Genomic DNA, 23,410 nt, shown 5'->3' with positions numbered 1-23,410 from the left:
TTAATTATTCTTCTACCCATTGTGTATGGAAAATACCTTCACGGTCTTTACGTTCATAAGTATGTGCGCCAAAGTAATCACGTTGTGCTTGAATTAAATTTGCAGGTAAATCCTCTGAACGATAACTATCATAGTAATTTATACTTGCTGAAAAACCAGGTGTTGGCACGCCATTGTATACACTAGTAGCTACTACTTCACGTAGTGCATCTTGATATTCCATAACAATGTTTTTGAAGTAAGGGTCTAATAATAAGTTTTGTAGGTTTTCATTATTATCGTAGGCATCTTTTATTTTTTGTAGGAATTGTGCACGAATAATACAACCTTCACGCCAAATCATTGCTAATTCGCCTAACTTCAAATTCCACTCATTATCTTCACTGGCTTTTCTCATTTGAGCAAAACCTTGAGCATATGAGCATATTTTACTCATATAAAGTGCCTTACGTATTTTTTCTAAGAATGCTTTTTTATCGCCTTCAAAATGTGCTTTAGGTCCTTTTAAAGATTTAGATGCAGTAACACGTTCTTCTTTAATTGATGAGATGAATCTCGCAAATACAGATTCTGTAACGATTGTTAACGGAACACCTAATTCTAGTGCGTTAATTGAAGTCCATTTACCTGTGCCTTTTTGACCTGCAGTATCTAATATTTTTTCTACAAGTGCTTCATTGTCATCATCTAATTTATTGAAAATATCACCTGTAATCTCTATTAAATAACTTTCAAGTTCTCCAGCATTCCATTCTTTAAAAGTTTGAGAAATTTCTTTATGTGACATGCCTAATAAATCTTTCATCATTGCATAACTTTCAGCAATTAATTGCATATCAGCATATTCGATACCATTGTGTACCATCTTAACATAATGTCCTGCACCATTAGGGCCAATGTAAGTCACACATGAAGCACCATCTTGTGCTTTAGCAGCAATTGCGTCCAATATATCGCTGACTTTATTATAAGCATCTTTTTGACCACCTGGCATTAAAGAAGGTCCCGTGAGTGCGCCGATTTCTCCACCAGAAACCCCCATACCAATAAAGTTAATGCTACTTTCAGCTAAAGCTTTATTTCGACGAATCGTATCTTGGTAATTAGTATTACCACCATCAATTAAAATATCATCATCGTCTAATAAAGGTAATAAACCATCTATAGTGGCATCTGTTGCAGGTCCAGCTTTTACCATTAATAAAATCTTACGAGGTTTCTCTAAAGATTCTACAAATTCTTCTAAAGAGTATGTTGGGTAAATTTCTTTTCCAGGTGATTCTTTAACCATTTCATCAGTTTTTTGTCTTGATCGGTTATAAACAGAAACACTATAACCACGTGATTCAATATTCCAAGCTAGGTTTTTCCCCATTACTGCTAAACCCACTACTCCAATTTGTTGTGTCATATTACTTACCTCTCTTGTTCAAAAATTTTCAATAATATTGTAACATAAATCGCTAATTAACAATCATGATATGCATGTTTTATTCAGCTACTAACTCAATAATTTTTATTATTTGTCTTGTGAGCATATACATATCTTTTATTGCTATTCTTTCTGAAGTAGTATGTATGTTTTCATATCCTACTCCTAAAATTACGGAAGGAATACCGTATTGATTCATGATGTTGCCATCTGAACCACCACCAGCAATACAGGTATCCCCTTTTAGCCCGAGGGCTAATGCACTAGATATAGCATATTGTGTTACTTTGTCAGTTTCATTAACTTCAAATCCAGGATAACTTTTTTCAACTAACACTTCAGCTTGACCACCTAATTCATTTGCTGTTGTTTCGAAAGTCTCTTTCATATGTTTCACTTGTTTATTAATGCTTTGATCATCATGTGACCGTGCTTCTGCCTCTAAAGTGACTTCATCAGCTATAATATTAGTTGCAGAGCCACCGTGAAATTTACCGATATTGGCTGTTGTTAATGCATCTACTTGTCCCAATTTCATTCGACTGATTGCTTTTGATGCAATATTTATTGCGCTAATACCTTTTTTAGGTGTGCTTGCATGGGCTGTTTTCCCTTTTATAGTTGTATAAATCTTTACTTGAGTTGGAGCACCGATAACAGTAGTTCCAACATCTTTACTTGCATCTACAGCATAGCCGAAATCTGCATCTAGAAGTCGAGTATCTATTGCTTTAGCACCTACTAATCCAGATTCTTCTCCCACGGTTATAATTATTTGAATCTGTCCATGTGGCAAATTTGATTCCTTAATTTGTTTAATCGCTTCAATTATTGCCGCAAGACCAGCTTTATCGTCCGCGCCAAGTATCGTAGTTCCATCGCTATAAACGTATCCATCTTCTTTTACTACAGGTTGGATGTTTTTTCCTGGAACTACAGTATCCATGTGACTTGTAAAATAAATTTTCGGCACATTCTGATGACTTATATTACTTTTTAGCGTGCAAATAAGATTGTTAGCACCTAATCCATCATTTTTTGAAGCTTCATCTTCAATAACATTGAGCCCCATTTTTTTAAACGTATCTTTAAGATAAGGTTGAATTGTTTCTTCGTGTCCTGTTTCCGAATTAATTTGCACTAATTCTAGAAAACAATCTAATAAACGCTTTTGATTAATCATTTTTGGTCCCCCCTTTTTACTTGTATAAATATATTTTAACTGACATTATGAATTGTCAAAACTAATTTAACTCTTCACTAATGATTTAATTCTATGACATTTTACAACCTATAAGATAAAGTATATAATTTTATTATTATAAAGTTGATATTTTACGAGTGAATGAATTATAGTTTATAGTGTCAATGACTCAATGGTTGAATATGACTTTATGATGCGGAGGATTAAAATTGAACAATAAAGTGTTACGTGTCATTATTGTTGTTATGTTAATTGCAGTAGTACTAGCATTACTATTAACTAGCATAGCTCCATTAATGAACTAATGAAAAAACCGTTACATGACGTTAATTAATATTTCGTCAAGTAACGGTTTTTTTATATTTCACTATGCAATTTTAAAGAACCAAATTGAGATTTAATATTTAAGTATTCTTCTAGTTCATTTAGAATTTGAATAATATGTGCACGGGAATTTAAAGTCTTATGAGTAGTCGGTAATGGTAAATCATCGAGAGATAAACGTATTTCATAAAGTGAATGTAGTCTTAGAGCCGTATAATCATTGCTATTTACATTACTTCCAATTTCATACATTAATTGTGAAATCTTTTCAAGTATAGGATCATCTGTATTTATCTTTTCTAATAACGATGTCATACGTTTTAATAATTCAACTTGTTCTTCCCTCATATCGAAATAATGATAAAATGAATTTTCGTTTCGTACAAAGTGATTTTTAACATCTCTAAAAGCAAGTGATTTTGCTTTTTTAATATTTAAAAGTAATGAATCAAATTTAATATTTAAATGATCATTATGCATTGAGCAGGCTTGACTAAAAATATTAAATATTTCAGTTATTTGATTTTCGATATCCTGCTTAAAATGATTCAATTTCTTATCTAAACTAGGCATCATTAAGTTCATTAGAAATGCTATACCTAAGCCCACTATTAATAGCATTATTTCATTTAAAATAAGGTGCCCATTAATAGCCTTGGCGTTAAAGACATGTAATAATATGACACAACTAGTAATAACACCTTCTTGCACATTTAGAACAACAGTCAAAGGAATAAACAACAAAACAATTAAACCTAAAACAAATGCATGTTGTCCTAAAAGACTAAAAATTGCTGAACCTAAAAATAATATGAGTAAACATGAAACTAGTCGAGATAAAATTGCTTGTACTGAATGCATCTTAGTGTGCTTTATGCACAATACAACTAAAATAGCACTGGATGCATAATTATCTAAACCTAAAAGTTTACATATGATTACTCCTAAAGTCATTCCCACAGCAGTTTTGACAGTTCTAAATCCTATTTTATAGGGATTTAACTTAAGCATGGAACTAACCTTTTATCTTTCTTCACAATATTTATCAAATAAAGATTGCAACTGATTGATTACGTCCATTACATCATGACCTTCAATCTGATGTCGTTCAATCATTTCGGTGATTTTACCATCTTTAATCAAAGCAAAAGATGGACTTGAGGGTGCATATCCTTCAAAATATTCTCTGGCTTGTTGTGTTGCCTCTTTATCTTGCCCTGCAAATACTGTAACTAATCGTTGAGGTAATTTATCATAATGTAATGCATGTGCCGCAGCAGGACGTGCAATCCCACCTGCGCATCCGCATACGGAATTTACCATGACTAAAGATGTCCCTTTTTGTTGTAAAACTTGATCAACATCCTCAGCAGAAGTTAATTGTTGATAACCAGCATGCTCAATTTCGTTTCGTGCTTGTTCAACAACATCATTCATATATAAATCAAAGTTTAAATCCATGATTTGTCACCTTCCATAATAAGTTAATTTTACTTATTTTATTCTACTAATTAACAGCACATTGTTCAACAGGATTAATTTATGATGATTGAAAAATTCTAGTTGAAATTTAAAATGAATACTGAAGAACGCTTTAAGAAGAAATTCTCCTCCTTAAAGCGTTCAACTATAATATGAAGTTTAATTGGTAATCAATGTTTGTAATTAATAAATAGATGTATTTTCAATAGAATATTGTTCTATTTTTTTCTTAACAAGATTCATAAATTTTCCCGTTTGAACACCGTCGAGAATACGATGATCGATTGAAATACACAAATTAACCATATTTCTAATTGCTATCATATCATCTATAACTACAGGTTTCTTTACAACTGATTCTACTTGTAAAATGGCAGCTTGTGGATGATTAATGATTCCCATTGAAGAAACAGAACCAAAGGAACCAGTATTATTAACCGTAAATGTACCGTTTTGCATATCACTTTGTGATAATTTCCCTAATCTCGCTTTAGTAGCTAAATCATTAATTTCACGTGCAATACCTTTAATTGACTTTTCATCTGCATTTTTAATGACTGGCACATACAATTTATCATCATCTGCAACAGCAATAGAGATATTAATATCTTTGTGGATAACAATTTCATCTCCTTGCCATGTACTATTGAGTAATGGATTTGCTTTTAAAGACTCTGCAACAGCTTTTACAAAGAACGCAAAGAAAGTTAAATTGTACCCCTCGTTCTGTTTGAATTGAACTTTATGATGGTTTCTAGTCTGAACCAAATTCGTCGCATCGGCTTCAACCATCATCCAACCGTGAGGTATTTCGCTGACACTAGTAACCATATTTTGTGCGATAGCTTTTCTAATACCTTTAACTGGTACGACACGTTCATTTGATAATGGTGCGTTTTCATTTTTAGATGAGGATTGATGTAAAAAGTCACCATGGTTGATTGAATGATCTTTTTTATCTGTTTGTTTAAATTCTTTTTCTTTTTCTTGATTGTTTGGATTGTTAATAATATTTTGAATATCCTTCTTAGTAACACGACCTTCAAAACCAGTTCCTATGACTTGTGTTAAATCAATACCATGTTCAGAAGCTAATTTAAAGACAACAGGCGAAAATCGTCCATTGTTATTTGCGCGACTTGAGGCTGTATGCTCCTCAATTTCATGAGTGTTAGGATTATTTTCGAATTGTGACACCTTTACATTTGATTGAGAATGCTGATTTTGTTCTTCCTTAAAATCATTTGCCGATTCTGTTTGATTTTGATCATTTGCCGAATCGATTTTACAAATCACTGTGTTTATATTAACAGTTTGTCCTTCTTCAACCACTAATTCTGTTATTGTTCCTGAAATTGTTGAAGGCACTTCAGCTGTTACTTTATCTGTAATAACTTCACATAATGGTTCATACTCATCTACATGATCTCCAACTGATACTAACCATTGTTCAATCGTACCTTCATGCACACTTTCACCAAGCTTAGGCATTTTTATATCCAATTGACACCCTCCTTAAAATTGTGCGAGTTCACGCATTTTGTCCTGTATCTTTTCTGGGTTCATCATAATTTCATTTTCTAATGTTGGTGAAAACGGCATAGATGGGACATCCGGTGCAGCTAGTCGCATGATTGGCGCATCTAAATCGAACAAACAGTTTTCAGCTATAATTGCAGATACTTCAGACATAATGCTCCCCTCTAGATTATCTTCAGTAACAAGGAGAACTTTACCAGTACGTTGAGAGCGTTCAATGATAGTTGCTTTATCTAGTGGATAAACAGTTCTTAAGTCGACTACTTCAACATCGATGCCGTCACTTGCCAAAATATCTGCGGCTTGTAAACAGTAATTCACCATTAATCCGTAACAAAATACAGTAATGTCCTCTCCTGACCTTTTAACATCAGCTTTACCTAGAGGTACAGTATAATATGTTTCGGGAACTTCCTCTTTTAGAAAACGATATGCTTTTTTATGTTCAAAGTATAAGACTGGATCGTTAGATTCTATAGAGGATAATAGAAGACCTTTAGCATCATAAGGTGATGAAGGAATAACAATAGTTAAACCAGGACTTGAAGCAAAAATGCTTTCAACACTTTGCGAATGATATAATCCACCATGAACGCCACCACCAAATGGTGCTCTGATAGTCAGTGGGCAATTCCAGTCATTATTTGAACGGTATCTCATTTTAGCTGCTTCACTTATAATTTGATTTGTAGCAGGCAAAATGAAATCTGCAAATTGTATTTCGGCAATAGGTCTCTTACCTAGCATTGCTGCACCAATAGCAGTACCAATAATATTCGATTCCGCAAGAGGTGTATCAATTACACGTTCATCACCATACTTACTTTGTAATCCTTTAGTTGTGCCGAAAACGCCACCCTTTTTTCCTACATCTTCGCCAAGTATAAATGCATTACTAAAATGATTTAATGCTAAGTCTTGTGCATTTTGTATAGCTTCTAAGTATGATAATTTAGTCATTTTGTTGACCTCCCTCTTCATAAACATATGTCAAAGCTTCTTCTACTGAAGGGTATGGTGCTGCTTCAGCAGATTTAGTAGCTTCATTAATGAGTTCTTTATGCTCTGTTTCTAATTGACTCAACCAATTTTCGTTTATGATGCCTTGATCGAGTAAGGCCGTTTTAAATTTTATATTACAATCCTCTTGTTTCAATAGGTCTCTTTCTTCTTTTGAACGATATGTATCATCATCATCAGATGAATGTGGTGTCATACGTGAAGTGACTGCTTCTATCAATGTTGGACCTTCACCTGCTAGCGCTCGTTCTCTTGCTTCTTTCATTGCTTTGTATACCGCAATTGGATCATTTCCATCTACCTGGATTCCATGCATACCGTAACCTAATGCACGATCAGATAACTTTTCAGCAGCATATTGTAGTGAATCAGGTACAGATATCGCATATTTATTGTTAATTATTACACAGACGAAAGGTAATTTGTGAACTGCAGCAAAGTTCATACCTTCGTGAAAGTCACCTTGATTTGAACTGCCTTCTCCAACTGTCGCAGTAGCAATGTTTGGCTTGTTATCCATTTTAAGTGCTAATGCAGCACCGACTGAATGTGGTATTTGAGTAGCTACCGGAGAACTTTGAGATAAAATGCCTTTTTCTTTGTGACTGAAATGAGAAGGCATTTGTTTACCGCCTGAGTTAATGTCATCACGTTTTCCAAAAGCTGATAACATGGTATCTAAAGGAGAAATTCCCATATAAGTAACAAATGCTAAATCACGATAATAAGGGGATGAGATATCACCTTTTTGCATTGCATATGCCATACCAATTTGAGTTGCTTCCTGCCCTTGACCACTGACGACAAATGGAATTTTACCTGCACGATTGAGTAACCATAGTCTTTCGTCTGTTTTTCTTCCTAAGTCCATCCATTTATATATTTTTTTGAGGTCTTCTTCTGTAAGGCCTGCTGACTTGTAATCTATCATTTTTTTACCTCCAACTATACATGAATTGCTTGACCATTAGCTTTTAAACCTAATTCCATGACTACCTCGGATAATGAAGGATGTGCATGTGTTGTTAAACCAAGTTCTAAAGATGAGCCATTCATAAATTGTAACAATGAAATTTCATTTATTAATTCTGTAACATGTGGCCCTATCATATTAAGACCTATGATTTCATCGTCATCTTTATTAACTACCATCTCGCAAAATCCTTTTGATTGGGTTACATCTTCAATCATTGCCTTTCCTATAGCTTTAAAAGGAACTTTGATACTTTTTGCTTTAAGGCCTGCTTTTTTTGCTTGTTCTAAATTTTTACCAATTGAAGCAATTTCTGGATTTGTATAAACACATTTTGGTATCAGGTCATAATTGACAGGTATAGGGGAACAATCAAACATATGTTCAACTGCAACTATAGCTTCTTTTGAACCAACGTGTGCCAATTGTAATTGCCCTATACAATCTCCTGCTGCGTATATATGTTTATCTTCAGTTTGCTGATAAGCATTAGTTATAATATGACCAGCATCAGAAGTCTTTATTTTAGTGTTATTTAAACCAATATCATTTGTATTAGGCTTTCTACCAATTGCAATAAGTACTTTATCGAATTGGACGGGCTCATCTGAAATATTAATAGTTACACCCTTATCAGTTTGATTAAAATGCTCTTTGGTCAATTGAATATTTTCGTAAAATGTAACGCCTCGATCAGTTAATTCTTCTTTTAGTAATGAGGCAACTTGTGGACTCTCGGTAGGAAGAACTCTGTCGTTCGCTTCGATTACTACTACATCAGTACCTAAATCATTCATCAGAGATGCAAATTCTAAACCAATAACACCTCCACCTATGATTGCTAATCTTTGTGGTAGTGTATTTAACCTTAGGATATCATCACTCGATAGTATTTGTTGATGGTCAAAGTTAATGAACGGAAGAGATTGTGGTGACGACCCAGTAGCTATAAGCACATTTTTATTAGGTAGTATATCTGATTCGCCGTCTTCATATTCCACAGAAATTGTACCGCTCTGAGGAGAAAATATAGATGTTCCCATAATTCGTCCAATACCATTGTAAATATCTATATGATGATGTTTCATCAGTTGATTGACGCCTTTATGCAACTGTTTAACAATCGCATCTTTACGTTCTAAAATTTTAGGGAAATTAATTTTAAAATGATTGACATCAATTCCAAATGTATGTGCGTTTTTAATAGTATGATTGACTTCAGCCGATTTTAAAAGTGCTTTAGTAGGTATACATCCTTTATGTAAACACGTACCACCTAAGAGTGATTTTTCTACTATCGCTACTTTTTTTCCTAATTGAGAAGCTCTGATGGCGGCTACATATCCTGCCGTACCACCACCTAACACGACTAAATCATATTGTTTTTCTGACATGGTCTAACTCCTTAAATTTATAGAAGACTAAAAATACAAATATAAATTCTGTATTTTAGTCCTCTAGAGGTTTATTTAATGTTCACGCTATTCATTAGATAAAAAGAATAAACAAGAGATGAAAATAATAGTAGTATTAACATTATTGATATTTCTAATTACAATCTTGTTTTCTTCAATTTTAAATAATACTTAACTATTTTACATCATTTGTAATTTTAATCAAAACCAAAATCATTGTGCTTGAATTTGGTAATCATAATTAAATATTGTGATTTTGCTTAATCATTTCTTTTGCATTTTCTCTTGTGAGCTCAGTCACACTTGCTCCTGAAATCATACGTGCTATTTCATCTATTTTATTTTCATCTTTCAATTCTTTGACTTGAGTTGTAGTTCTATCGGCATTGGATGCCTTGCTTATAAGTAGATGATGATCACTCATTGAAGCTACCTGAGGTAAGTGTGAAATACAAATAACTTGAATGTATTGAGCAATATCTCGCATTTTTTCAGCCATTTTTTGTGCTGCTTGACCAGATACACCCGAGTCAACTTCATCAAAAAGAATCGCTGTTTGACCACGTGATTTAACAAATATACTTTTTAGAGCTAGCATAATTCTTGAAAGCTCACCACCTGAAGCGATTTTATTAAGACTTTTAAGTGGTTCACCACGATTTGGACTAATTAAAAATTCCACAAATTCAATACCTTCAATTGTAGGTTCATCTAATGGTTTAAACGAAATCTCAAGGTTAGCATCTTTCATTTGTAAATTTTGTATTTCAGAAACAATATGGTCCCTTAACTCTCTCGCTACACGCCTACGTTCTTGAGAAAGTTTTTTTCCAATATCTATCACTTCGTTATAAAGTGTTTTAATTTCTTCCCTTAATTGTGATGTACTTTGTTCATAGTTTTCTATTTTATCAATTTCATTTGCAAGTTTACTCTGATAACCAATAAGTTCAGTAATATCCTTACCATATTTACGTTTTAAATTATTAAGTAAATTCATTCTGGATTCATACTCATTTAAAACTTGTTCATCGAATTCAGTGTTAGCCATTTCGTCGTAAATTTCATGCTTTGCATCTTCTAGTATATAGTAAAATTGATCAATGTCCTCTTTTAATCTTACGAATTTTTCTGGAACGATATCATTAATCGTTTGGAAGTAGTTGCTTAATTCGTACAACCTATCGGGTATTGCATTTTCATCAGTTAGAACTTGATGTGCGTTGTTTAAAGCTAGGTTTAATTTTTCAGAGTTTTGAATTCTTTTAATATCGGATTCAAGTTGATCCACTTCGCCTTCTTTCAGTGAAGCTTCGGTTAGTTCCTCTAATTGAAACTTCATTAAGTCTAATCGTTGTAATAAAGCTTGATCCGCAGATTCTAATTCCTCTAATTCTTTACGTTTATTTTTATATTGCTTATAAGAAAGTTGATATTGATTAAGTAAATCTGAATATTGATTGTCTGCATAATCATCTAATAGTTGAAGATGATATTTTTGCTTAAGTAAAGACTGTGTTTCATGTTGCCCATGAATATCAAGCAGTTCTTGCATCACTTTTCTTAAGTCTTGTAGAGTGACAGTTTGATTATTAATACGACAAATACTCTTGCCAGAACTGAAAATTTCTCTTTTAACTAATAAAAAATCTTCATCAATATCTATAGCTAATGATTCTAGTATTTTAATTGCGTCTTTACTCTCATCTATATCAAAGATACCTTCGATAATCGCTTTCTTTTCGCCATGTCTGACGTAATCAGAAGAAGCTCTCATACCGATTAACTGTCCAATGGCATCAATAATGATAGATTTTCCTGAGCCAGTTTCACCACTCATAACTGTTAGACCGTCAGAAAAGTTTATATCAAGTTCGTCAATAATGGCAAATTGTTTTATTGATAAGGTTTGTAACATAAATTCATCGCATCCTTATAATAAATTGAAAATTCGAGTTTTGATTTCTTCACTCGCTTCTTCGTCTCGACAAATAAGTAAGCATGTATCATCACCACAAATTGTACCAAGCACCTCATCCCAATCAATTTGATCAAGTATAGCACCAATGGATTGAGCATTACCAGGAAGCGTTTTAAGTACTAGTAGATTACCAGTGCCTTCAATATTTACAAATGAATCCATTAAATATCTACCCAACTTCTCTAATGGATGATATCTACGATCATTTGGTAAACTATAAACATATTGTCCTGTAGGTGCAGGAACTTTAATTAATTGCAATTCTTTAATATCTCGTGAAACAGTAGCTTGTGTAACATTTAAATCATACTCATTCAAACGTTTAACTAGTTCATCTTGTGTTTCTATTTGTTCATTTGAAATTATCTCTCTTATTTTTATGTGTCTCACTGACTTTTTTGGCACAATTAACACCTCAAATTACGAATATTTATACATTGATTTTAACACATGGCGTTCTGAACTACTACTAAACACTATTTTGAAATTGTGAAGTTAAAATATCTAATGAGCACTATATCAGTATTTATTACAAAATCACTTTCATAATTAATAATACTAAAATAAGTGTTTAGAAATAAAAATGTGAATAATTCTTGTATATAAATTGAAGAATTAAAAAAGATTGCCTCATAGATAAGCTATGAAGACAACCTACAGATATAAATGTGTTATAACGTTAAAGTAAACATTCTGACGATAGTATAAAATTTTGTTATAAATTAATGGTCTCTGTTATAGAATAAATCTACAATATCGCTTAATTCAGAAGTATCATATTGATCAGAAATTTGATTTAAGCAGTTCAATGCAAGACATTGATGATTGTTTAACTTTTCTTCTGCTCCATCTTTTCCAAGTAAAGAAACATAAGTACTTTTATGATTTACTATATCACTGCCTACTTTTTTGCCAAGTTTTGATTCATCACCATATACATCCAGCAAATCATCTTTAATTTGAAACATCATTCCTAAATGATGACTAAATTCATCTAAATTCTTAGCAATATTTTGTTCAACTTGAGCAATGTCTACCGCGGCCATAACTGAAAAATTTAGTAAAGCACCTGTCTTAGTTTTATGAATTGACTCTAAAGTTTCTAAACGAATTGACTTCCCTTCACTTTCCATATCAAGCGCTTGGCCACCTACCATTCCCAAATGTCCACTTGCTTTTGAAAGTCTTTGTATAATATTTACTTTCACACTATCTTCAATGGTAGTATCATTAGAAACTAATTCAAAAGCTTTTGTTAATAATGCATCACCAGCAAGAATGGCTTTCCATTCACCATATACTTTATGATTTGTTAATTCTCCTCTACGGTAATCGTCATTATCCATTGCTGGTAAATCATCATGAATTAAAGAATAAGTATGAATCATTTCCAATGCTAATGCACTATTTAGTCCTTGTTGATAATCTTTATTAAGCATTTTTAGTGTTAATAATAATATGACTGGTCTGATTCTTTTACCACCAGCATTTAATGAGTATTTCATACTTTCTTCTAAATTAGTCTTTAATGGTGATGATTGTATTGATTTATTCAGTGATGTATTAATTATATCTATTAATTTATTCATCTGTAGTTTCTTCATTGCTTTCATCACCAACTTCTTCTTGCATTAATTCATTCACTTTTTTCTCTGCTTCTTTTAAAGTTGAATCACAATTAGCAGATAGTTTCATACCACGTTGGTATAAATCGAGGGATTCTTCTAAAGAAACTGCTTCATTATCCAATTTTTGAACGATATTTTCAAGTTCTTTCATCATTTCTTCGAAACTTTGCTTTTCTTTACTCATCATTACACCTTACTTTCTTAACCATTGCATCGACACTTCCGTCTTTCATTGTTAAAGATATTTTGTCGTTTTCATTCAATTTATGTGTGCTTGTAATCACTTCATCGTCTTTGTTGACAATTGCGTACCCCCTAAGCATCGTATTGGTAGGGCTTAAATTATTGAGATTTTCTAATTTATTTTTTAGCACTGTTTTTAAATTAGTAATGTTATTGGACATTATTTTGGACAATCTAGAATGCAATTGATAAACAGATTGCTTTTCTTGAGTAATCTGCTGATTTAAATTTTTAAAATTAAAACTTTGTTGAAGTAACTTGAGGTGATGTTTTGACTTTTCAACTTTAGTATTTAATAGAAGATTTAACTGTCTTTCTAATTCATCACGTTTTTGAATTTGTTGATCGTACAATAAACTCGGTTGCTTAAATTTGTAATATGATGATATGTGATTAAGTTGTTTCTTCTGATGTTCGATATATTGTTTTATATATCTTGATAATGTATATTCATACTGTTTAATTTGTTGTAATAACTCATATTGATCAGGTGTTGCTATAACAGCAGCTTGAGTAGGTGTCGCAGCTCTAACATCTGCTACAAAATCGCTTAATGTAAAATCAGTCTCATGACCTACAGCTGATATAATAGGTGTTTGACAATTAAAGATGGCTTTAACAACATCTTCTTCATTAAAGTTCCACAAATCTTCAATTGAACCACCACCGCGTCCAACTATTATTGTATCAACATCTAATGAATCGGCATATTGAATCTTTTCTATTATATCTTGCCTAGCCTGCGTGCCTTGAACAAGGGTACTGATTTGAATTTGCTCGACCAAAGGGTAGCGATTATTAATCGTACTATGTATGTCTCTAATGGCTGCACCTGTGCTCGCTGTTAAAACCGCTATTTTCTTTGGATACTTTGGTATAAGTTTTTTGTTACTTTGATTAAAATAGCCTTCTTTTTTCAATTTCTTTTTTAGTTGTTCAAGCTTTTGGTATAAATTACCAATACCATCGATTTGCATCTTATTAACATAAATTTGATAATTTCCTCGTCTTTCATAAACAGAAACGCGAGCTTCAATTAAAACCTCATCACCTTCTTTAGGCTCAAAGCCTAACTTAGAAGCATTTCCTTTAAACATCATTGCACTGATGACACTTTCTTTGTCCTTGACATTAAAATATAAATGTCCGCTTGAGTGCTTTTTAAAGTTAGATAATTCTCCTTTAATAAGAACTGATTGAAGATGAGGATCTTGGTCAAATTTATATTTTATATATTTAGTTAGTGCAGAAACACTTAAATATTCAGTCATAGTTATCACTCATTTTAATCATTTATATTACTTAAAACACCATTAACAAATTTATAATGATCATCATCACTAAACTGTTTTGTAAGTTCTACAGCTTCATTAACAACTACTTTTTTAGGTGTATCGCTGTGCAATATTTCAAACGTTGCCATTCTTAAAATAATACGATCTGATTTCAGTAAACGATCGATAGACCAGTCTTTTAAATGGGGTTTTATTGTGTCGTCTAAAACGATTTGATGATCTTTGACTCCAGTAACTAACCAGTATATAAAATCAAAGTCTAAATCAGAATGATCATCTTTAATAAATTCAATTGCTTCTTGAATTGTTAAATCCGTCTCTTTTATTTCAAGTTGAAATAAAGTTTGAAAAGCTTGTATTCTTGCATCTTTACGACTCATATTTTACTCCTTCAAATGTATTTATAAAATTATAGGTACAACTTTCTAGTTAAAGTGCACCTATAATTTAAATTATTTATTTTTCTGCTACGATACTTCTGATGTGAATATTAATTTGCTGTGGTTCAATAGCTGTCATTGTCGTAATTGAATTGAAAATCGCTGATTGAATTTGATTTGCAGTTTTAGAAATATTTACGCCATGTTTTAGAGAACAAAATACATCAATGTATATTCCGTCTTCTTTAGCTTCGATTTTTAAATCTCTGTTTAAATTTTTTCGACTAATCTTCTCTAGATTTGTTTTTTTTAATTCAGCAAAATGACCTGTAATACCTTCTACTTCTGATGTCGCAATGGATGCGATAACAGATAATACTTCTGGTGCTATTTCAATTTTTCCTAAATTAGATTGAGAATAATCTGCTACATTGACCATCCTTTATCCTCCTATTGGTTATTATCGTCCATAATATTATACTTTTCTAGGAATTTTGTATTAAATTCCCCACTTCTAAAAATATGATTATTTAGAAGTCTTAAGTGGAATGGAATCGTAGTGTCGATACCTAAAACAAGATATTCACTTAAAGCACGAATGCCTGTCATAATTGATTCTTCACGTGTAGGTTCGTGAACTATAAGTTTTGCCACCATGGAGTCATAGTAAGGTGGTATCGTATAATTAGTATAACATGCTGATTCAATTCTCACTCCAAAACCGCCTGGGGCAAGATATTGGGTAATCTTGCCTGGTGAAGGCATAAAGTTTTTGTAAGGATTTTCAGCATTGATTCGAAATTCAATGGCATGACCGTTAATGGAAATATCTTCTTGTTTAAAAGGTAACGCTTCACCCATAGCAACTTTGAGTTGTAATTTTACTATATCTACTCCTGTTACCATTTCAGTTACTGGGTGTTCGACTTGAATACGTGTATTCATTTCCATGAAATAAAATTGATTATCATCTAAATCATATATAAATTCAATTGTACCTGCGTTTTCATAATTTACAGCTTTTGCAGCTCTGATTGCAGCATTACCCATTTCTTGGCGTTTATCTTCACTTAATACTGGTGAAGGTGCTTCTTCAACGAGTTTTTGCATTCTTCTTTGAATTGTACAATCACGTTCACCTAAATGTATAACGTTTCCATAAGTATCGCCAATTATTTGAATCTCTATATGTCTAAAGTTTTCTATAAATTTTTCTAAGTATAAACCGCCATTTCCGAACGCTGTTTCAGCTTCTTGTTGTGTCATACGGTAACCAGTTTCAAGTTCTTTCTCATCACGAGCAACCCGAATACCTTTTCCACCACCACCTGCAGTGGCTTTGATGATAACTGGATAGCCAATTTTTTTAGCAGTTTTTTTAGCGTCATCTATACTTTGAATAAGCCCTTCACTTCCTGGTACTACAGGTACATTGGCTTTAATCATTTCAGCTTTAGCAATATCTTTTATTCCCATTTTTTGAATTGATTGATAGCTTGGCCCAATAAATTTTAATTGGCATGCTTCACACAATTCAGCAAAATCACCATTTTCAGCCAAAAAGCCGTATCCAGGATGAACACCATCACATCCTGTAGAAGTAGCGATAGATAAAATATTTGGTATATTTAAATAAGAATCTTTTGATAAAGTAGGACCGACGCAATATGCTTCATCAGCAATTTGAGTATGTAATGCATCTTTGTCACCTTCTGAGTATATAGCTACTGTTTGAATACCTAAATCGTGTGCCGCTCTTATTATTCTTACTGCGATTTCACCACGATTAGCGATTAAAATCTTCTTCATTATTTCACCTTAAATAACGGCTGGCCATACTCTACCATTTGTCCGTCTTCTACTAAAATTTCTACGATTTCACCTGTTGTTTCGGCTTGAATCTCATTAAATAATTTCATAGCTTCTAATATACAAACAGTACTGTCATTCGTAACTTTATCTCCAACTTGAACATATGCTTCTTCATCTGGTGAAGGTGATTTATAAAATGTACCAACCATTGGTGCATTAATGGTATTGTAATTATTATCACTACTTTGTTCATCTTTAGAGCTATGTGATGGTTTTTGTTGTGTTTCATTATCGATTTGCGCATGAGTTATCGGTTGAGTTGGTTGTTGAGTAACTTGTGGTGTAACTATTTCAGTCTCTTTTTCTTTTTTTAAATTAACTACGCTGCCTTTATTATCTTCAATATTTATTTCAGTTAAACTAGATTGGTCAAGAATTTCGATTAATTCTTTTATTTCTTTATAGTTCATTTCTTACTGACTCCTTAGGTTTGTTTTCATCTACCCATCTATTTTACTTGAGTAAAAGATTCAATTCAAGCATGTTCATTAAACATCAAAACGTCGTTATTTATTTAAATATTTTAGAGATTGATTGAAGGCATAAAAAAGACACTCGTTTCGTTTTATTTTTTGTATTTTTAACGAAACGGTGTTTTAAAAGTTGCTTTGCTGAATTGTACACTCTGTATATCAACTCGATATTTTAGATAAGATACCATTTATAAATCAAATGATTTCAGTTAGTATTTCTATACCTTTTTCCAATTGTTTTTTAGTGATGCTCAATGGAGGTAATAACCTAATCACATTTGTACCAGCTGTTAAAATGATTAACCCTCTACGTTTAGCTTCTCGCACTATTTGAATAGGATCATTATTGATCTCTATTCCTACCATTAAGCCTATACCACGGACTTCAATTACATTTCTTTTATTTGCTAAACCTTTTCTTAAGTTTTCAATAAGAAATTGGCCCTTTGATTGAACATCATTCATCAAATCAGCATGATTAATGATAGCAAGCGTTTGGTTTGCAGCGGCTAATGATAATCTATTTCCACCAAATGTTGTGCCATGAGAACCATAGCCAAATGCATGACCTAAATTCTTTTTGCCTAACATTGCTCCAATAGGAAGGCCGTTACCTAACCCTTTAGCTAATGTGATGATATCTGGAGACAATTGATAATGTTCATGAGCATATAACTTACCAGTTCTACCTATGCCCGTTTGAACCTCGTCTACAATTATAAGAATATCTTTTTGTATACAATACTCATTTAATTGCTTCACAAATAAAGGATCAGCAGGTAGTACTCCTGATTCACCTTGAATGATTTCTATAATTACAGCTGCAGTATTATTTGAAGTTAATGATTTAAATGAATTGAAATCATTAAAAATAGCAAATTTGAATCCAGGAACAACCGGACCAAATTGATCTGTAATTTTCTTTTGTCCTGTTGCAGACATTGCGCCGTACGTTCTGCCGTGAAAAGACTTTTTAAAAGCAATAATTTCCGACTTGCCAGTAGCTTTACGTGCGAGTTTAATAGCCGCCTCATTCGCTTCTGTTCCACTGTTGCAAAAGAAAGCTAAATAATCTTGTTGACCAATTAATTTTTGAGCCACTTCCTCTTGAATACTACTTAGGTATAAATTGGGTGAATGCCATATTAAATTCAGTTGATTAAGTACTGCTTGGTAAATTTCCATATTAAAACCTAGATTTGTGACACCTATACCTGACGAAAAATCTAGGTAAACATTATTATCTTTATCAATTAATTCATTTTCATTAGCATCAACAAATTCTATATTGTCCCGTTTGTAATTATTAAAAAGATAACTCATCATTAATCACCCCTTATGATTGTTCCTTTTTGTAAATTATTTGCAATTAAAATCGATTCAACGCCTGATTCTACTGTTTGGATTGCACTCTCAATTTTAGGTATCATGCCGCCAGTAATTATTTTATTTTCAATTTTTGTTTTTGCCTCCTTAATTGTAAGAGTAGCAAGCGTTTTATCTTTTTCAATTACACCAGGGACATCAGTCATATATACTAATTTTTCGACTTTTAGTCTCTTAGCAATTGCGGTGGCGAGGTGATCAGCATTAACATTAAGATATTCCCCTTGCTCATTTACACCCAAACTAGTGATAATTGGTATAATGTCGCGTGATAAAATATTTTCTAATAGCATCGTGTTGATTTCTTTAACTTTCCCAACGTAACCATAGATATTTTTATTTAAAAATTCGGCGCTCACAAGTTCTTTTATCTTTTCTTTGAATTGAAAAAATTCTAAATTAGATTCTTTAAGTCTCACTAAAAGTTGGTGTCCTACTATGTTAATTAAAGCATCATATATGATAGGTAAGTCATTTTTAGCAGTCACTCTCATGCCATCAATTTTAATAGTTGAATGATTGTTTTTAGTTAATAAATCACTGATGACTTGGCCGCCACCGTGAACAATAATTATTTTTTTGTTTTCAAGGTGCCAAGCTTTAATTTGTTGTATAAACGCGTCGTTTAAATTTTCTATAGCTATACCACCGAGCTTAATTACGATGATGTTTTTCATATATTCCTCCTAAGTGGTGTAAAGTGCGTTGATTTTAACGTAGTCATACGATAAATCACATCCCCATGCTTGACCTTCGAAATTCCCTTGATGAAGGTCAAGTTCAATTGATATTTCTTCAGCACTCATTATTTCTTGAATTTCTTCTTTATCGTACTTTATTGGTGAGGATCTTATTAATACAGGTATCCTACCGATAAAAATGTCTACCTGATTAATATCAAAATTTGTTTTAGCGTAACCTGCAGAAGCAATAATTCTACCCCAATTAGGATCTTCGCCAAAAATTGCGGTTTTTACCAAACTTGAACCCACCACACTTTTAGCAATCATTCTTGCAGCACTAGATTCTTTTGCACCTTTAACCGTGACTTCTATTAATTTAGAAGCACCTTCGCCATCCCTTGCAATACTTTTAGCTAAATCGGTCATAATATATAGAAGCATCTGCTTAAATTTATAGTAGTCTTCACTGTCTTTTTTAATTTCGTTATTATTTGTACATCCATTTGACATTACAAGCACCATATCATTTGTTGAAGTATCACCATCTACAGTGATTTGATTGAATGTAACTTCCACTACATCTTTTAAAGCTTGTTGTAATGTTTGTGATGAGATGTTAGCGTCACAGGTTATAAATGCTAGCATTGTAGCCAAATTAGGATGTATCATTCCTGACCCTTTTGCTACACCTGCCATCGTTACTGTATCGTTACCAAAAACTTCGTTTACAACGCATGTTTTTGTATGAGTATCCGTTGTTAATATCGCTTTTGCAAAGTCATCAGCATTACCGTTTTTAACTAGTTTGGAAAAGCCATTCTCTAGAATAGACATTGGCATCATCTTTCCAATAACACCTGTAGATGCTACACCTACATATTCTTGTTGAATTTGCAATTTATTTGCGGCCAGTTGTTGCATTTTAAAGGCATCTTTTTCCCCTTGTTTACCAGTACAAGAATTAGCAATACCTGAATTAACAACAATAGCTTGCATTTTACCACTTTTTTCGATGCTGTTTTTTGTTAATTTTAATGGTGCAGCAATGACCTTATTAGTTGTAAATACACCTGCTACATTTGCAGGTACTTCTGAAACAATCCAACCAAAGTCTAATTTTTTCTTTTTAAAGCCAGCGTGTAGACCATCAGCTGCAAACCCAAGAGGACTTGCAATATTTCCCTTAATTATATTCATTATTTAGTCCCCCTATATTAGATATATAAAGGTGCCAAAATTAGACCATCAGTTTCGTCGAAATTAAACATCAGATTCATGTTTTGAATAGCTTGGCCAGCGGCACCTTTAATTAAATTATCAATAACTGATGAAATTGTTAAAACACCCGTAGTTTCGTTATAAACAAAACCAATATCAGTATAATTTGTCCCTATTACTTCATTTAATTGTGGTAATCCATCTTTAATTCTTATAAAAGGCTTATTTTTATATACAGTCTTGTAGGTAGATTCTATTTGATTTATTTTCACTCCACTTTCAAGCTGTGTGTATATAGTTGCAACAATACCTCTGTTAACCGGAATAAGTGATGTAGAAAACTGAATATTCTGTAAATTTTTGTTAAAAAACTGCAACGTTTGTACAATTTCAGGAATATGTTGATGTTTATTAAGTTTATACGTCACATAATTATTGTTTACATTTACATAATGGGTTGACTGATTTAATTTTTTACCAGCTCCAGTAAGACCACTTTTAGCATCAACAATTATAGAATCAACACGGATTAAATGATTGCTGATTAAGGGATATAGTGCTAATTCAGTTGCAGTTGCATAACAACCAGGGTTAGCAATAAATCTATTGCGATGACTAATATTCATTACTTCTGAAAGACCGTATGTAAAACGCTTTTGTATATCTACATTACACGGTGATTTTTTATACCATTTGAGATAAACATCTGGAGATAAACGATGGTCACCTGATAAGTCTATGACAGGAAAATTATTTTTAACAAAATTTTTAGATAAATCTTTTGCAACGCCACTTGGAGTGGCAAAGAATACCAAATCTGAATGTGTCATAATAAATTCACTGTCGAAAGCCTGAATTTCTTTATCACAAATACCTTTCAAATGAGGGAATATATCAGAAATTTGCACTCCCACTTCTTTTGTGGCATGAATCGATGAAACAGTTATATGATGGTGATTTAGTGCTAATCTTAACAATTCTAGTCCTGTATAGCCTGTGATACCTACTATAGAAATATGCATATATACACTCCTTATTGTATTATTATGTAATTATATACATATTTATTAATAATTACAATACTATACTTTGTAATTTTACATATTGAAAACAAAAACTCCAAAGTATAACATCTTATTGATGTATACTCTGGAGTTTAGTTAATTAGAGTTATCCTCTAGAAATGTAACTTCCATCACTAGTATTTATTACTAGTGTGTCACCTTCATTTACAAATAAAGGTACATTTAGTGTATAACCTGTTTCAACAGTCGCAGATTTTGTTGCGCCAGTGGCAGTATCACCTTTGATTCCAGGTTCAGTTTCAGTAACTTCTAGCTCTACAGTTTTTGGTAATTCAACACCAATAACTTCACTTTCATAAGATTGAACTTGAACTTCCATGTTCGCTTTTAGATAATTTAATTCATCTTTTAAGTAGTCACCAGGTAATTCGATTTGATCAAATGTCTCGTTATCCATGAATACATGGTTATCGCCATCAGCATATAAATATTGCATACGACGATTCTCGATCATTGCTTGTTCAACCTTTTCGCCAGCTCTGAAAGTTTTTTCTTGAATAGCACCTGTTCTTAAATTACGTAATTTAGAACGAACAAAAGCTGAGCCTTTTCCTGGTTTGACATGTTGGAAATCAATAACTTTCCAGATTCCGTTATCAACAGAAATCGTTAAACCTGTTTTAAAATCATTTACTGAAATCATTCAGTCTCCTCCTCAATTATACGCGCTTACTCTAAAATAATAAGGTCTTTTGAGCAATTAGTAAAGACATGACATCCATTTTCTGTAATAAGAATGTCATCTTCTATTCTAACACCACCCAATCCCTCAATGTATATACCTGGTTCTATAGTAACACAGTTATTTATATTTAATTCATCTGAACTATTTTGAGATAATAGTGGACCTTCATGAATATCAAGGCCAATACCATGACCAAGTGAGTGGCCAAACTGCTCACCATAATTGTGAGATGAAATATACTTTCTAGATATAGCATCTGCTTCTTTTGCAGTCATACCTGGTTTGATTTCTTCAATAGCTTTCTTTTGAGAAGTTAGAACTATATTAAATATTTCTTTGAGTTTTGGATCCGGTTCTCCTATGGCAAACGTGCGTGTAATATCGGAACAATAACCTCTATAGTATGCACCAAAATCTAATGTAATCATATCTCCCTTTTCAATACGCTTATCACTTGCAACACCATGCGGTAATGCACCTCGGTAACCTGAAGCTACTATTGTGTCGAATGAAGGGCCATCTGCACCTAATTCTAACATCTTACTTTCTAATTTAGCTTTGATTTCTCGTTCTGTCATTCCGATACTTACTTGAGTGAGGATATATTCATATGTTTGATCTACTATCTTAGCCGCTTGTTGAATGAGCTGAATTTCTTCCTTATTTTTAATTTCTCTAATCTTATCAATTTCATTAGATATGCTTATTAAAGTAATTAATCCTTTATTAAGTTCAACATAAGTATCATAACTGATTAAATGACCTTCAAAACCAATATTTGATAAATTTTCTCTTTCTAATATACATTTAATTTCAGAAATCAAACTTGATTTTCGATTTATAATTTCAAAATCTTGTGCCTGTTCTGTAGCTTGGTCTATATATCTAAAATCAGTAATAAGATATTGTTTTTTAGGTGTTATGATTAGTGCACCACTTGTACCAGTAAAATCTGAAAGGTAACGTCTATTATAATCTGATAATACGATGATTGCATCTAAGTGCTTATGTTCAATGATATCTTGAACTTTTCTTAATTTATTCATTATTTCCCTCCTACGTTTACATTTGTACATTTTTATTTTATACATT

The 23,410-nt window shown here is 32.4% G+C and carries 24 protein-coding genes; 1 reads left to right on the top strand and 23 read right to left on the bottom strand.

Features of this window, described 5'->3' with window-relative positions; translation table 11 throughout:
* Positions 1 to 4: 4 nt before the first annotated feature.
* Both gndA and NST35_RS06305 read right to left on the bottom strand, forming a co-directional pair.
* The gene (gene gndA / locus NST35_RS06310; RefSeq protein ID WP_002457707.1) at positions 5 to 1,411 is read right to left on the bottom strand and encodes an NADP-dependent phosphogluconate dehydrogenase; all 1,407 of its coding nucleotides are present in this window, start codon (positions 1,409 to 1,411) and stop codon (positions 5 to 7) included.
* A gap of 79 nt (positions 1,412 to 1,490) precedes the next feature.
* Entirely contained in the window at positions 1,491 to 2,615 is a 1,125-nt protein-coding gene (locus NST35_RS06305; RefSeq protein WP_002457708.1) for a M20/M25/M40 family metallo-hydrolase, read from the bottom strand.
* A gap of 230 nt (positions 2,616 to 2,845) precedes the next feature.
* Here NST35_RS06305 and prli42 point away from each other — a divergent pair, with 230 nt between their 5' ends.
* Entirely contained in the window at positions 2,846 to 2,941 is a 96-nt protein-coding gene (prli42, locus tag NST35_RS06300) for a stressosome-associated protein Prli42 (RefSeq protein WP_002493579.1), read from the top strand.
* A 52-nt stretch (positions 2,942 to 2,993) separates the two neighbouring features.
* Here prli42 and NST35_RS06295 read toward each other — a convergent pair whose 3' ends face one another.
* The 21 genes from NST35_RS06295 to NST35_RS06195 all read right to left on the bottom strand — a co-directional run bounded on the left by NST35_RS06295 (position 2,994) and on the right by NST35_RS06195 (position 23,364).
* Positions 2,994 to 3,971, bottom strand: a complete 978-nt coding sequence (locus tag NST35_RS06295; protein ID WP_002457709.1) for an aromatic acid exporter family protein — start codon at positions 3,969 to 3,971, stop codon at positions 2,994 to 2,996.
* Positions 3,972 to 3,983: 12 nt separating this feature from the next.
* Positions 3,984 to 4,421, bottom strand: coding sequence for a bacilliredoxin BrxB (gene brxB / locus NST35_RS06290; RefSeq protein ID WP_002446504.1), 438 nt, complete (start codon positions 4,419 to 4,421; stop codon positions 3,984 to 3,986).
* 204 nt (positions 4,422 to 4,625) lie between these two features.
* Positions 4,626 to 5,945, bottom strand: coding sequence for a dihydrolipoamide acetyltransferase family protein (locus tag NST35_RS06285; protein ID WP_002457710.1), 1,320 nt, complete (start codon positions 5,943 to 5,945; stop codon positions 4,626 to 4,628).
* 12 nt (positions 5,946 to 5,957) lie between these two features.
* Complete coding sequence (locus NST35_RS06280; RefSeq protein WP_340747277.1) at positions 5,958 to 6,941, bottom strand: alpha-ketoacid dehydrogenase subunit beta; 984 nt, start codon at positions 6,939 to 6,941, stop codon at positions 5,958 to 5,960.
* Complete coding sequence (locus NST35_RS06275) at positions 6,934 to 7,932, bottom strand: thiamine pyrophosphate-dependent dehydrogenase E1 component subunit alpha (RefSeq protein WP_002446507.1); 999 nt, start codon at positions 7,930 to 7,932, stop codon at positions 6,934 to 6,936. The genes NST35_RS06280 and NST35_RS06275 overlap by 8 nt, the downstream gene beginning before the upstream one ends.
* A gap of 14 nt (positions 7,933 to 7,946) precedes the next feature.
* Positions 7,947 to 9,368: a dihydrolipoyl dehydrogenase gene (lpdA, locus tag NST35_RS06270; RefSeq protein WP_002446508.1), complete on the bottom strand. Its 1,422-nt coding sequence runs from the start codon at positions 9,366 to 9,368 to the stop codon at positions 7,947 to 7,949.
* A gap of 262 nt (positions 9,369 to 9,630) precedes the next feature.
* The gene (recN, locus tag NST35_RS06265) at positions 9,631 to 11,307 is read right to left on the bottom strand and encodes a DNA repair protein RecN (RefSeq protein ID WP_002457711.1); all 1,677 of its coding nucleotides are present in this window, start codon (positions 11,305 to 11,307) and stop codon (positions 9,631 to 9,633) included.
* 15 nt (positions 11,308 to 11,322) lie between these two features.
* Positions 11,323 to 11,775 (bottom strand): transcriptional regulator AhrC/ArgR, encoded by a 453-nt coding sequence (gene ahrC, locus NST35_RS06260; protein WP_002456185.1) that lies wholly within the window; start codon positions 11,773 to 11,775, stop codon positions 11,323 to 11,325.
* Between the two features lie 317 nt (positions 11,776 to 12,092).
* Positions 12,093 to 12,974, bottom strand: a complete 882-nt coding sequence (locus tag NST35_RS06255) for a polyprenyl synthetase family protein (RefSeq protein ID WP_002495739.1) — start codon at positions 12,972 to 12,974, stop codon at positions 12,093 to 12,095.
* Positions 12,952 to 13,182 (bottom strand): exodeoxyribonuclease VII small subunit, encoded by a 231-nt coding sequence (locus tag NST35_RS06250; RefSeq protein ID WP_002496872.1) that lies wholly within the window; start codon positions 13,180 to 13,182, stop codon positions 12,952 to 12,954. Before NST35_RS06250 ends, NST35_RS06255 begins: the two co-directional genes overlap by 23 nt.
* The gene (xseA, locus tag NST35_RS06245; protein WP_002457712.1) at positions 13,175 to 14,512 is read right to left on the bottom strand and encodes an exodeoxyribonuclease VII large subunit; all 1,338 of its coding nucleotides are present in this window, start codon (positions 14,510 to 14,512) and stop codon (positions 13,175 to 13,177) included. The genes NST35_RS06250 and xseA overlap by 8 nt, the downstream gene beginning before the upstream one ends.
* Before the next feature lie 14 nt (positions 14,513 to 14,526).
* Positions 14,527 to 14,916: a transcription antitermination factor NusB gene (gene nusB / locus NST35_RS06240; protein ID WP_002446514.1), complete on the bottom strand. Its 390-nt coding sequence runs from the start codon at positions 14,914 to 14,916 to the stop codon at positions 14,527 to 14,529.
* A gap of 76 nt (positions 14,917 to 14,992) precedes the next feature.
* A complete protein-coding gene (locus NST35_RS06235) occupies positions 14,993 to 15,355 on the bottom strand; it encodes an Asp23/Gls24 family envelope stress response protein (RefSeq protein WP_002440021.1) in 363 nt (120 codons plus the stop codon).
* An 11-nt stretch (positions 15,356 to 15,366) separates the two neighbouring features.
* On the bottom strand, positions 15,367 to 16,725 hold the full coding sequence (gene accC / locus NST35_RS06230; protein ID WP_002457713.1) for an acetyl-CoA carboxylase biotin carboxylase subunit: 1,359 nt from the start codon (positions 16,723 to 16,725) through the stop codon (positions 15,367 to 15,369).
* Complete coding sequence (gene accB, locus NST35_RS06225) at positions 16,725 to 17,198, bottom strand: acetyl-CoA carboxylase biotin carboxyl carrier protein (RefSeq protein ID WP_002457714.1); 474 nt, start codon at positions 17,196 to 17,198, stop codon at positions 16,725 to 16,727. Before accB ends, accC begins: the two co-directional genes overlap by 1 nt.
* A gap of 258 nt (positions 17,199 to 17,456) precedes the next feature.
* The gene (locus NST35_RS06220) at positions 17,457 to 18,587 is read right to left on the bottom strand and encodes an acetylornithine transaminase (protein ID WP_080009644.1); all 1,131 of its coding nucleotides are present in this window, start codon (positions 18,585 to 18,587) and stop codon (positions 17,457 to 17,459) included.
* Positions 18,587 to 19,324: an acetylglutamate kinase gene (argB, locus tag NST35_RS06215; protein WP_002457716.1), complete on the bottom strand. Its 738-nt coding sequence runs from the start codon at positions 19,322 to 19,324 to the stop codon at positions 18,587 to 18,589. Before argB ends, NST35_RS06220 begins: the two co-directional genes overlap by 1 nt.
* Positions 19,325 to 19,333: 9 nt before the next feature.
* Entirely contained in the window at positions 19,334 to 20,527 is a 1,194-nt protein-coding gene (gene argJ, locus NST35_RS06210; protein ID WP_002457717.1) for a bifunctional glutamate N-acetyltransferase/amino-acid acetyltransferase ArgJ, read from the bottom strand.
* A 17-nt stretch (positions 20,528 to 20,544) separates the two neighbouring features.
* Positions 20,545 to 21,570, bottom strand: coding sequence for an N-acetyl-gamma-glutamyl-phosphate reductase (argC, locus tag NST35_RS06205; protein WP_002457718.1), 1,026 nt, complete (start codon positions 21,568 to 21,570; stop codon positions 20,545 to 20,547).
* Between the two features lie 148 nt (positions 21,571 to 21,718).
* On the bottom strand, positions 21,719 to 22,276 hold the full coding sequence (gene efp / locus NST35_RS06200) for an elongation factor P (protein WP_001831269.1): 558 nt from the start codon (positions 22,274 to 22,276) through the stop codon (positions 21,719 to 21,721).
* A 26-nt stretch (positions 22,277 to 22,302) separates the two neighbouring features.
* Complete coding sequence (locus NST35_RS06195) at positions 22,303 to 23,364, bottom strand: M24 family metallopeptidase (protein WP_002457719.1); 1,062 nt, start codon at positions 23,362 to 23,364, stop codon at positions 22,303 to 22,305.
* Positions 23,365 to 23,410: the final 46 nt, after the last annotated feature.

The sequence above is a fragment of the Staphylococcus sp. FSL W8-0304 genome (genome assembly GCF_038006565.1).
Lineage (GTDB): Bacteria > Bacillota > Bacilli > Staphylococcales > Staphylococcaceae > Staphylococcus > Staphylococcus epidermidis.
The sequence above is the reverse complement of the archived record's forward strand: the minus strand, read 5'-3'. Positions and strand labels throughout refer to the sequence as shown.